The 11,585-nt window shown below is 63.3% G+C and carries 13 protein-coding genes and 1 tRNA gene; 6 read left to right on the forward strand and 8 right to left on the reverse strand.

Translation table 11 applies throughout. The features are described 5' to 3' along the window. Positions 1-17: 17 nt before the first annotated feature. Positions 18-593, forward strand: a complete 576-nt coding sequence (locus HDE76_RS10125) for an NUDIX hydrolase (RefSeq protein ID WP_179479167.1) — start codon at positions 18-20, stop codon at positions 591-593. Positions 594-674: 81 nt separating this feature from the next. On the opposite strand, the gene HDE76_RS10130 is transcribed toward HDE76_RS10125, so the two are convergent. The 6 genes from HDE76_RS10130 to rsmD form a co-directional block, all read right to left on the reverse strand. Further along, positions 675-1,730, reverse strand: coding sequence for a TMEM43 family protein (locus tag HDE76_RS10130; RefSeq protein WP_184507079.1), 1,056 nt, complete (start codon positions 1,728-1,730; stop codon positions 675-677). Between the two features lie 54 nt (positions 1,731-1,784). Further along, a complete protein-coding gene (gene ggt / locus HDE76_RS10135) occupies positions 1,785-3,539 on the reverse strand; it encodes a gamma-glutamyltransferase (RefSeq protein ID WP_184507082.1) in 1,755 nt (584 codons plus the stop codon). Next, positions 3,536-3,796 (reverse strand): YfhL family 4Fe-4S dicluster ferredoxin, encoded by a 261-nt coding sequence (locus tag HDE76_RS10140; protein WP_179479162.1) that lies wholly within the window; start codon positions 3,794-3,796, stop codon positions 3,536-3,538. Before HDE76_RS10140 ends, ggt begins: the two co-directional genes overlap by 4 nt. Positions 3,797-3,979: 183 nt before the next feature. Beyond that, a complete protein-coding gene (locus HDE76_RS10145; RefSeq protein ID WP_184507085.1) occupies positions 3,980-4,483 on the reverse strand; it encodes a hypothetical protein in 504 nt (167 codons plus the stop codon). Further along, positions 4,476-5,015: a pantetheine-phosphate adenylyltransferase gene (gene coaD / locus HDE76_RS10150; RefSeq protein ID WP_179479727.1), complete on the reverse strand. Its 540-nt coding sequence runs from the start codon at positions 5,013-5,015 to the stop codon at positions 4,476-4,478. Before coaD ends, HDE76_RS10145 begins: the two co-directional genes overlap by 8 nt. Before the next feature lie 135 nt (positions 5,016-5,150). After that, on the reverse strand, positions 5,151-5,717 hold the full coding sequence (rsmD, locus tag HDE76_RS10155) for a 16S rRNA (guanine(966)-N(2))-methyltransferase RsmD (RefSeq protein WP_179479152.1): 567 nt from the start codon (positions 5,715-5,717) through the stop codon (positions 5,151-5,153). 86 nt (positions 5,718-5,803) lie between these two features. Between rsmD and ftsY the strand changes: the two genes are divergently transcribed. From ftsY to HDE76_RS10180, 5 genes are all read left to right on the forward strand, one after another. Beyond that, on the forward strand, positions 5,804-6,937 hold the full coding sequence (ftsY, locus tag HDE76_RS10160) for a signal recognition particle-docking protein FtsY (RefSeq protein WP_184507088.1): 1,134 nt from the start codon (positions 5,804-5,806) through the stop codon (positions 6,935-6,937). Positions 6,938-6,959: 22 nt separating this feature from the next. Beyond that, positions 6,960-8,039: an AsmA family protein gene (locus tag HDE76_RS10165; RefSeq protein ID WP_184507091.1), complete on the forward strand. Its 1,080-nt coding sequence runs from the start codon at positions 6,960-6,962 to the stop codon at positions 8,037-8,039. Continuing rightward, a complete protein-coding gene (gene mutY / locus HDE76_RS10170; RefSeq protein ID WP_184507095.1) occupies positions 8,036-9,082 on the forward strand; it encodes an A/G-specific adenine glycosylase in 1,047 nt (348 codons plus the stop codon). The genes HDE76_RS10165 and mutY overlap by 4 nt, the downstream gene beginning before the upstream one ends. A gap of 57 nt (positions 9,083-9,139) precedes the next feature. Beyond that, positions 9,140-9,418, forward strand: coding sequence for an oxidative damage protection protein (locus tag HDE76_RS10175; protein ID WP_184507098.1), 279 nt, complete (start codon positions 9,140-9,142; stop codon positions 9,416-9,418). A 71-nt stretch (positions 9,419-9,489) separates the two neighbouring features. Then, positions 9,490-9,565: transfer RNA gene (locus HDE76_RS10180), tRNA-Phe, on the forward strand. A gap of 190 nt (positions 9,566-9,755) precedes the next feature. On the opposite strand, the gene HDE76_RS10185 is transcribed toward HDE76_RS10180, so the two are convergent. Next, entirely contained in the window at positions 9,756-10,619 is an 864-nt protein-coding gene (locus tag HDE76_RS10185; RefSeq protein ID WP_184507101.1) for an OmpA family protein, read from the reverse strand. Between the two features lie 52 nt (positions 10,620-10,671). After that, a complete protein-coding gene (locus HDE76_RS10190; protein ID WP_184507104.1) occupies positions 10,672-11,436 on the reverse strand; it encodes a YadA family autotransporter adhesin in 765 nt (254 codons plus the stop codon). Between the last annotated feature and the right edge of the window lie 149 nt (positions 11,437-11,585).

Raw genomic sequence — 11,585 nt, forward strand, 5'->3', positions numbered from 1 at the left:
ACCCCAACGAAAAGCCCATGATCGATATCACGAAACGCTTGCCGCCCGACGCCGATACGCCACCCGAAACACTGTATGAAGGCCGCTGGCTACGCCTGCGCAAACGCGGCCGCTGGGAATATGCCGAGCGCACCAATCCAGCCGGCGCCGTGATCATCATCGCGGTTACCCCGGACGATAAACTGCTGTTCGTCGAGCAGTACCGTGTGCCGATACAGCAGCGCACGATCGAGATGCCTGCAGGTCTGGTCGGCGATATTGCCGGACAGGCCGACGAAGGCGCTCTGCTGGCCGCCCGGCGCGAACTGGAGGAAGAAACCGGCTATCGCTGCCGACGTGTGGAGTTCATCCATCGCGGACCCTCGTCATCGGGCATGAGCACCGAGATGATCGCCTTCGTGCGCGCCTACGATCTGGAAAAAGTCGGCGCCGGCGGCGGTGACGAATCGGAAAACATCATCGTGCACGAGGTGCCGCGCAACGATGCAGGCGCATGGCTGTTTGCGCGCGCCGACGAAGGTTATTCGATCGATCCGAAGCTGTTCGCGGGCCTGTGGTTCCTCGAGCACGAGAACCAGTTAAGCAGGCCCTGAATAGCCATCCAAACGATGTGCGCCTTTAGCGCGCCTTTAAAGCTACGGCCGATCAAAACCTCGCCGCGTACTCGACCGCACTCAAGGTTGATCGGTCGACCGCCGCTTGTGCCAGCGCAGTCGCCACACCGTCAGCGCCGTGCCCAGCAGGGTCGTCAGCAGCCAGGCAACCATCGCCGACGTGTCGTGGCCGAGCCACAGCACGGTCGACACGGCACCGACCACCAGCGCGCCCAGACCGAGCGCCAGCAGCGGATCGCGGCGTCGACGGCGCGCGACCAGCATCACGAATGCGCCCAGAGCGGCCAATAGCACTGCGGCGATGCGGCGGGCTATGACGTATTCCGGCGGTACCGGCATATCGGGCAGCAGGTTAAGCAGCGATACGTTGCCGATCTCGATGTCATAACCCTTGCCGTCGGGGGTATCGGTGGCGGGAACCAGTTTGTCCCCATCGATGCGCGCGAATACGGTCATCGGCTGCAGCGGAATTTTTTCCCAGCTCACGCGCAGGTCGCCGACGCGCGGGCTGTCCGGCTGCGAGCTCGTGGTCAGGTAGTTCCGATAAGGGCCGAAGCTCGCCGCCAGATTGGCCGGCAGCGACTTCAGGTCTGGCTGCACCGCGGCGGTGCCCGGCAGCGCACGTATCAGTTCCGGCGAAAGCCTGAACCCGCCGAGTTGCACGAGCCCGGCCTCGAATTTCTTTTTCGTGATCGGAAAGCTGGCCGGATTGGCATGACCGGCAGGGTGCACGAAACGGCTGGCGTCGATCAGGTGATCGACCCAGGCGAGTTCGTAGCTCATCTCGCTGCCGAAATGCAGCTCGCGCCACTGGAACATTTCCACATGGCGCACGAGTAACGGCGTATCCGTCTTCAGGCCGAACTCCGGATCGCTCGGCGGCTCGATCACGCTGGGCGTGCCAACAACACGCGCCATGCGCCCGTACTGGCCCGGCTGCAGACTGGCGTCGCTGCCCAGATCCATCATCTCGCCACCGTGCCGTTCCGCGGCCACGCGGTAGTTCATCAGACTGTGCGCAGTGAGCGCCGCCAGTCCCACACCGGCAAGAATCAGCAGCACGCCGATGACGTGCAGCATGATGCAACGCATGGACGCGCCGTTGAGTCGGCTCATCCGAGCGAGCCTGTCACGCACGGCATGGCCACCGGAGCGTTTGTCACCACGTACCTACTGCACCTTGCCGAGGCCGGAGGGATGCCTCGGATCGCTGGCCGCGTCGAGCCGATTGGCCTTGCGATCCCAGGTGACTACGTTCATGTAACCCCACGATTCGCGCTGCTTCAGCGCATAACCCATCGCCGTGAGCGCGTCGCTGGTCGGCTGATCGAACGTACCCGCTTCCACCATCACCTCGTCGGGCAGGTACTGATGGTGATAGCGCTTGTCGGCGACGATCTGCTTCGCAGTTTCGCCGTCGATGAAATGCAGGATGCCTTCGAGCACCTGGGTGATGATGGTCGAACCACCGGGCGAACCGATCACCGCCGTGCGATCGGCGCCGATGACGATGCTCGGCGACATCGACGACAGCGGCCGCTTGCCGCCCTTCGGCGCATTCGCTTTGCTACCCAGCAGACCGTAGACGTTGGGCTTGTTCGGCACCAGCGCAAAGTCATCCATTTCGTCGTTTAGCAGCACGCCGGTGCCGGCGGCAACAAACGTCGAGCCCAGTACGTAGTTCACTGTCGAGGTAATGCCCACCATATTGCCGTCGGCGTCGATGATCGAAAAATGCGTGGTGTGCATGCCGGGCTGGCTCGCCTCGGCGACCGGCAGCATCGACGACGGTGTGGCCTTGTCCGGCAGAATGCTCTGACGCAGGCCGTCGGCATAAAACGGCGACAGAAGCATCTCGAGCGGCATGCTGACGAAATCCGGATCGCCCAGATAATCGTTGTGATCGCGGAACGCGCGACGCATCGCCTCGACGATGTAATGCACCCGATGCGCCTGATCGAGCTTGCCCAGATCCACGCCGGAGAGGATATTCAGAATCTCCGCAATCGCCACGCCGCCGGACGACGGCGGCGGCGCGGTAACGATGCGATAGCCACGGTAGTTCACCGTGATCGGCGTGCGTTCCTTGGCCTGATAACTGGCCAGGTCGGCGAGCGTCCAATTGCCGCCGGCCGCTTTCACGGCGGCGATCAGCTTGGCCGCGGTTTCGCCATGATAGAAACCGTCGTTGCCTTTGGCCGCGATCAATTCGAGCGTGCGCGCCTGATCGGGATCACGCCACAGCGCACCCTGCACTGGCGGCGCGCCGTTGGGCAGGTATTTGGCCGCCGAGGCAGGCCAGCGCTGCAGGTCTTTTTGCTGCTCGTCGATGGCACCCAGCAGGCGCGGATCGGGCTGAAACCCGTCGCGTGCAATGCGGATCGCCGGCGCCAGCGACTGCTGCAGCGAAAGCTTGCCGTAGCGCTTGGCGATCAGCACCAGACCCGCCGGTTCGCCGGGAATGCCGGCCGAAAGCGGGCCTTTCAGCGCGGCATCGCGATTGGGGCTGCCGTCGGCGTTGAGGTAATCCTTGCTGTCGACCGCCGCCGGTGCAGTTTCGCGGGCGTCGATAAAGATGTCGTGGTTGTCCTTCGCCCGATGCAGCACCGCCATGAAACCGCCGCCGATGCCGGAGCTCTCCGGCTCGACCACCGACAGCGCGGCCGCTACCGCGATCGCCGCGTCGAACGCATTGCCACCTTTGGCCAGGATTTCGAGGCCGGCATTGGTGGCGAGAAAGTTGGCGCTAGCTATCGCCGCGTGCCCGGGTCGCTGGCTGGCAACGGATGGAACCGAGGTTTTTGTCTCGGACGGCGTGGAATCCTTGGCCGAAACGTCGGCAGCGCAGGCGATGCCCGCCGCCATAACGACTCCCGCAAAAAATAGACCGCACGACAGTGCGCCCCAGCGCAGCGATACCTTCATGCAGCGGACTCCTTGGCCATCAGGTGCTGATATTTGAGATCGAGTTGCTCGATCGACTCGATATTTTCGGGGTCGGTGATGATGCATTCGACCGGACACACGACCACGCACTGCGGCTCGTCGTGGTGACCTACGCACTCGGTGCACAGATCCGGATCGATGACATAGAACTCCTCACCCAGCGAAATCGCCTTGTTCGGACAGGCCGGTTCGCAGACGTCGCAGTTGACGCAGGTATCGAGGATTTTGAGAGACATGCATTGAATAATACATGTTGCGCGCGTGATCCCCGAGGCAACGGCCGGGGAATCACGTCGCGTTTCAGCCGCGCACAGGCGCCGCATCGACTGAAAACCTTGCGGTTTTGCCCAGCTTTCGTCAGGGCAAACCCGCAAATCGCGGCCGCGTAGTGGCGGCCACGGACGTGTTCTGCGAGAAAGTTACATCGCCACGAAGCGGAACGTGGCGCCGCTGGGCTTGATCGCGTCGGTCACGCGCTGCTCGTCGGCCTTGTCGCCGATGAACACTACGATCACGTCCTTGAACGAACCGGGCTTGACGTCCTGGAATGCGGCGATCAGCAGATCGGCAGTCTTGGCCGAGTTGGCACCGGCGAAGGCCATCAGGTTACCCGGCAGCACGCCGCGGGCGACCGTGTCTTTCACGTTGGAGAGCTGACGATCGTTGTTGGCCTTGGCCTCGTCGGTATCGGCGGCGTCCACCAGATAGGCGAACGGCTGGCTGGCGGTCATGCCCTGCAGATTCTTCTGCACCAGATCGCCGAGGTAGGCATTCCAGCCCTTGGTATCGTTCGGATTGGTGGGCTTCGGGGCCGCCTGTTCGGTCGGCTGGGCGGCCTGCTGATCGTCCTGCGATTTGTTGCAGGCGCTCAGGGACAGGGTAGCGGCCAGCGCGAGGGCAGCAATGAGAGCGAACTTACGCATAGTGATCACCTTCTGTTTCGGGTTGCTTGTGGGAGCCGGCTCGGCTCTTTTGCCAGCGCTGCCGCATGGCCTGTTGTACCGCCGGATGGACGAAACCGGAGATGTCGCCACCGAGGCGTCCGATCTCGCGCACCAGCGACGAGGAAATAAAGCTGTATTGCTCCGCCGGCGTCAGAAACAGCGTTTCCGCCTGCGGGATCAGATGGCGATTCATGCTCGCCAGCTGAAATTCGTATTCGAAATCCGACACCGCGCGCAGGCCGCGAATGATCACGCCGGCACCCACTTCCTCGATAAACGTGGCCAGCAGGCAGTCGAAGCCGCGCACCTCCACGTTCGGCAGATCGCCCAGCGCGAGTCGCGCCAGGGTGATGCGCTCGTCGATGCTGAAAGCGGGCCCCTTGCTGGAGCTGTCCGCTACCGCTACCAGCACGCGATCGAACAGCGGCGCGGCACGCGCCACCAGATCGGCGTGGCCGTTCGTGATCGGATCGAACGTGCCGGGATAAACGGCAAAACGCGGATTTCCCAAAGGTTTGTTCACGAGTCGAAGTTCTTGAGGACGGGGTTAGGGCGAAAAGCCCGCGTAGCTTAGCCCAAGCCGCGCGGCGTTGGCTCAATCGACCGGCCATGCGCGAACACACGGATAAAACGACGTCCAACCGGCTCAACGCCGGTAAAGCGCAAAGCGCACCTCGCCGGCGCGACCTTCCTTGTGCAGTCGCCAGGTCGACGGCAGTGATGGAGGCGAAGCTTGCGGGCTCTCCACATAGACGGTGGCTGCCTTGGTCAGCCAGCCCCCCTGCTCCAACCGGTGTGCCAGCACGCTCCACAAATCCAGCGCGAATGGCGGATCGAGAAACACCATATCCACCGGCTGCGGCGACCCGCCGAGAAACGCTTGCGCGTCGCCGGCGGAAAGCTGGGCGGTCGCGAGCTTGAGTCTGTCCAGGTTCTTCCGTAGGGCCTGCACGGCCCGCGCTTCGCACTCGACGAACTGCACGCTCGCCGCGCCACGCGAAAGCGCCTCGATACCCAGCGCACCGGTACCCGCACACAGGTCGAGGCAACGCGCGCCTTGGATCGTCGGCGCCAGCCAGTTGAACAGAGTCTCGCGCACACGCTCTGGCGTGGGCCGAAGGCCGGGCAGATTGGGCACCTCGAGCCGCGAATTACGCAGATTGCCGCCGATGATGCGTATTCGTCCCGAGCCGGGGCCACGCGGCGCGCTCATGCGCGCGTCCGCGGCATGGAATCATCACCGGCCGTTACAAGTTGGAGTGATAGCATGCCGGCCATTGTCTTTGAATCGCCGCCGCAATGCTCAAGTTCTGGAAGAAAAAGCCCGCCGAAACCCCGTCGGAGCCACCGGCGACGCCGGCGGATAGTCCGACACTCGAGAGCAGCCCGCACGCGACACAGGTCGACGCGGCGCCACCGGTCGAACCGTCGGCAAGTATTGAATCACCCCGCCCGCCGGACATCGCGCGTGACACTGACAACGCCGCCGTGGAAGAGCCGCCGACCAAACGCAGCTGGCGCGACCGCCTGTCCGGCAATGCCTTTTCGCGCGGCCTCACCTCGCTGTTCGTCCGTCATCCCAAACTCGATGACGATTTACTCGATGAACTCGAAACCACGCTGATCACCGCCGATGTCGGTATCGAGGCCAGCACCGAGCTGGTGGAAAACCTGCGCAAGCGCATGCACAAGCGCGAGTTCGCCGATGCGCCCGCGCTGCTGAGAGCGCTGCGCGCATCCTTGCTCGCCATGCTCCGGCCGATCGAGAAGCCGCTGGATATTTCCGGCCGCAAGCCTTTCGTCGTACTTACCGTGGGCATCAACGGCGCAGGCAAGACCACCACAATCGGCAAGCTGGCGCGGCGCTGGAGCGACGAAAAGCGCGCCGTGATTCTGGCGGCGGGCGACACCTTTCGCGCCGCGGCCGTCAACCAGCTGAAAACCTGGGGCGAGCGCAATCAGGTACCGGTGATCTCGCAGGGGCAGGACGCCGATTCGGCCAGCGTGATCTTCGATGCACTGCAGGCCGCTCGTTCGCGCGGTGCCGACGTACTGATCGCCGACACCGCCGGCCGCCTGCACACGCAGGGCGGCCTGATGGACGAGCTGGGCAAGATCGCCCGCGTGCTGAAAAAAATCGATGCCGATGCGCCACACGAAGTGCTGATGGTGATCGACGGCACCACCGGTCAGAACGCCGTGAATCAGGTGCGCCAGTTCCGCCAGATCGTCGGCGTCACAGGGCTGGTCGTCACCAAGCTCGACGGCACGGCCAAGGGCGGCGTGATCTTTGCGCTGGCGCGCGAGTTCGGCCTGCCGATCCGCTTTGTCGGACTGGGCGAAACGGCCACCGATCTGCGCACGTTCGATGCCGAAGTCTTCGTCGATGGCCTGCTTCCGGCCAACCTCGGCAGCGATCGCGGCCATGACTGACCTGCAACGGTACGGTTGATCGATGCGGCGCCGCTGGCGACTTACCTTGCTGGTATTGGGCGGCGTTGCGCTGACGGTGGCGCTCGCGGCCATCATGGCCGTCTATCTGCTGCTGCGGCCCGAGCGCTTCACCGCCATGCTGCAAGCCCAGGCCCGCGCTGCCGGGTTGGAATTGAATCTCGCCAGCCCGGCCAGCCCTACGCTGTTCCCACGGCCGGCACTGGATCTCAGCGGCATCACCATCAACGCGCAGGACGCCAACGTGCCGATCCTGCTGGCAGCGCGCGGGCAACTCGCGCTGCCGTGGCGCACCTTGCTGGGCGGTCCGACCGTGATCTCGCAGCTTCAGATCGATGCGCCTCGTGTCGACCTTGAAGCGCTGCAGGCATGGCTGACGAAGCTGCCTGCTCAGCCGCAAGGCGCGCCGACCAATATCCCGCGGATCGATACAGGAGTGAGCATCATCCGCGGCAGCATCGTCCGCGGTGACGAACTGCTGTTGGGCAACGTCTCGCTGGATGCCGGAAGCCTGATCTCGGGCCAACCATTCCCGCTCTCCTTGTCGGCCACGACGGCTTCGGGCCTGCCGCTGCAGCTTCGCCTGCTGGCAACCCCGCGCATCGAGGAAAACTCGCTGCAGCTCGATGATGTCTCGCTGCATATTGCACAAGGCAGTTCGCTGGCGCTGGCCCTACAAGGCAGTGCACGCTGGCACGGCGCCGCCGATGCCGCTGCCGACCTGAGCGGCACGCTCGACCAGTCGGACGCCGGGCACTACGTCATCTCGGTAAAACTCAAACCCGCGGATCAAACCAACCCACTGCTGCTCGCCCTGAAACTGGATGGCCCGGACAACCACGCAGATTTGCGCCTGCCGCCGCTGGCGCTTGCCAGCTGGTGGAGCCAGCTCGCCGGGTCGCAGGCCCTCCCGCTGACCGTACCCCCTGCAAATGGCCATCTGGAAATGTCGAAATTCCAAGCTGCCGGCATCACCATTGAAGGGCTGACGCTGGATACCGGAGACACAGCGCCAGCGGTCGCTGCTACGGCAACGGCCGCCAAGTCCGCCCCCGGAAAACCGGCCGGCAAGAAAAAACCATGAGTTCATCCTTCGCACAGCGCCTACTGCGCTGGTTCGACCGGCACGGCCGCAAGGACCTGCCGTGGCAGCACCCGCGCGACGCATACCGGGTGTGGCTATCGGAGGTAATGCTGCAGCAGACCCAGGTAAGCACGGTCATCGGTTACTTCGAGCGCTTCGTCGGCGCGCTGCCCACGCTGCGCGATCTCGCTTCAGCCGATGAAGACACCGTGCTCGCCCTGTGGTCCGGCCTGGGCTACTACCGCCGCGCGCGCTTTCTGCATCGGGCGGCGCAGATTTGCGTGGAACGGCACAACGGCGAGATGCCGCGCGACTACGAAGCGCTGGCTGCCCTGCCCGGCATCGGCCGCTCAACCGCCGGCGCCATCCTCGCGCAAGCGTACGGCATGCGCTTCCCCATACTCGACGGCAACGTCAAACGCGTGCTGACCCGCTATCGCGGCATCCACGGTCAGCCTGGCCAGAGCGCGGTTGAAAAACAGTTGTGGCGGCACGCCGACGCCCACACGCCAGCGGAGCGCGTGGCTGACTACACGCAGGCGATCATGGATCTTGGCGCCACGATCTGCGTGCGCTCGCGACCGGCGTGCGAGGCCTGTCCGCTGCAGAACGACTGCGTTGCCTGCCGCGACAACCTCACCGCACAATTGCCCAGCCGCAAGCCTGCCAAGGTCATTCCCACGCGCAGCACGGTCATGCTGATTCTCAGAGACGCGCAGCGACGCGTGCTGCTCGAACGGCGAGGCCCGGTTGGCGTGTGGCCTGGCTTGTGGAGCCTGCCCGAAGCCACCGATTCGGACAACGCGTGGTCCATCGCGCAAAAATTCGCGCGCATCGACGACGCGCAGGCATTGGCTTCGTTCGTACACGTGTTCAGCCACTACCGCCTGGATATCGAACCGCTGCTGTTCGAGGATGCCGTAGCGCACCGTGGCGTGGCCGATAACCCTCTGCAGCGCTGGTGCAGCGCGAACGAACTGACCACACTCGGTCTGCCCGCCCCCGTGCGCGAACTGCTGCTGAAGATCGATGAAGTAATCTGAGCGCTGAACCCATATCGGTGCGGCACCTGAGTGTGACGCCGACAACCAAGGAACCCGATGAGCCGCACCATCCATTGCAGCAAACTCGACATCAATGCCGAAGGCCTGGACTTCGCTCCGTGGCCGGGGCCGCTCGGTCAGCGCATTTACGCGCAGATATCCAAGCCAGCCTGGCAGCAGTGGCTCAGCCACCAGACCATGCTGATCAACGAGTATCGGCTCAACCCGCTCGACCCCAAGGCGCGCAAGTATCTCGGCGAGGAAATGGAAAAATTCCTGTTCGGCGGCGACGTCGCCAAACCCACCGGTTACGTCGCTCCCGATCATGAGCCTTGACGAAAACCCGAGTATTCGGTTTAATGCGCGGCTCTACATGGAACGAACAACCCGCGCGGTTGTGCATCTTCGGCCGGGTAGCTCAGTTGGTAGAGCAGGGGATTGAAAATCCCCGTGTCGGCGGTTCGATTCCGTCCCCGGCCACCATGTAGAACAATGACTTAGGCCACCTCAACGGGTGGCCTTTTCGTTGTATCGGTTTGTATAGGTTTTATGCGAACTGTCGCGCATGACCGAGCGCCTGCCGAGCCGAGGACACGGCAATTAAAAGCTGCCGGCTGCCTCACAAACGCATTCCCGCGCTCTAGCGCAGCCAAGCTGCGAGACTATCGGCACCTTATTTCTGACGCGTGCTGCCGGACAGTTCGACGCGTCGATTCGGCGAGAGGCAGGCGATCAATGCAGCACGTTTTTTGTCGTTGCACTGCACGACCGGGCTCGCCTCGCCCCTACCCTCACTGTGGATGGCGCTGACCGGAACGCCGCCCTGGATCAGATAACCCTGCACCGATTCCGCGCGCTGCTTGGACAGGCGTAAGTTGGCCTTCTTGCTGCCGATACGATCGGTGTAACCGACGACCAGAATATCCTGCAGCTGGCTCGCGACCAGCACCTCCTGCATGAACTGGCCCAGGCTTTCGCGGCCTTCTTCGGTCAGGTCTGCACTGTTGAACGCAAACAGCGCGTCGGCCGACAACCGAATCGGGTCGCTCGGTAGCGTCGGCATCGGTGCCGGCGCGGCTGACGCCGTTTGCGCCGCCGGCACTTCAATCGCCTTCGGTTTGTCGACGATCAGCCGACATGATTCCGGTTTCCAGTGCGTCGTCTGCACGCGATGTTTGCTGTCGAAGTCGATCTGGTACTGACAACGGGAGAAGTCCGCCTCGCCGTCTTCACGGCGAAAGTTGAAGATGTAATTCCACTCTTTGACGCCGAACACGCCTTCGTCGAAATGCGGCGTACCGAGCAATTTGTACAGCTGATCCTTGGTCATGCCGGGGATAACCTGCCGCAGGTTTTCCGGGCTGACGTAAGCGCCTTCGGGCACGGTGGACTTGGCCGGATCCGGGAACGCCACTTCACCCTGCGCTTGGCTCGCCTTAGGCGCATGTTGGGGCAACGTGCTGCACCCAGTAGTCAGCAACAACCACGCGCAGGCAACCGGCAGAACCAACCACGGGTGTGCTTTGAACCCTTGCATGACGTCCCCTGAATTCCGGTCGGTAAATTTTATGCTTCCGATGAGGAATATCTCACCATTGCATTCCCGCGCCAATCGTCAGGCCATCGTTGCCACGACTATCGGAGGAACCGGTTGCCTTGTAGACCCAGCGGCCGTTTTCGGAAATGGTTGATACGCCAACCGCAACACCGGATTGACCGCGGAACGTACCAGCCGATGCGGCCGCCATGGTTTTGCCCGGCAGATAGGCCTGCGGCAGCCCTGCCATCGCCATGGCGCCGGCAACGCCGGCATTGACCTGATTCCCTACCCGCTGGATCTGGCTATCGAGCACAGCGGTTCGCTGATCGGTATAGGTTTGCGCCCAGTTTTGTGCCTGCTGCACCCCCGCATTCAACTGGGCCACGTTTGCAGCATCGGTACTGGCGGTTCCTGCCGCCACATTGCTTATCTGTCGGGTGGTTGCAGTGCTTCCCACGGAAACCGTATTGGCAGCGTTCGCTACGGAACCCGCCCCCAAGGCCACCGAGTTATCGGCCGTCGCCGAGGCACCGGCACCGACGGCTACAGCGTTGTCGCCAGTGACCGCCGATCCGCTGCCAATCGCCACGCTATCGACAACCGTGGCATGGGCCGCCTGCGGGTTGGCCAAGGGCATCAAGAAGACCCTTGCTTGAGGCGCTGTCGAAGACGACGCGGCGGCAGGCTGAGCTGCATCCGCGTCAGACGCATGCGTTTGCTGCGGCACTGCAAAACAGAGTAGGGGTAGAAATGCGACCAGACTTAACGGCACCCCTTTCCAAGGGCGCATTTCCAGCACTCGAATGACAGTCATCGGGTTCCCAACAAAGATAGTTGCGCTGTTCCGTGCGCAATATCTCACTATTCCCGATCGGCGCCAAATGGCGCGCGGAAATGGTCGTGGCGTTGGGCCAGATAGCCATTCGGCGTGGTGGCGTGCCCTTCTCCGACGTGTCGGTCAGC

The organism is Rhodanobacter sp. ANJX3 (assembly GCF_014200755.1).
GTDB lineage: Bacteria > Pseudomonadota > Gammaproteobacteria > Xanthomonadales > Rhodanobacteraceae > Rhodanobacter.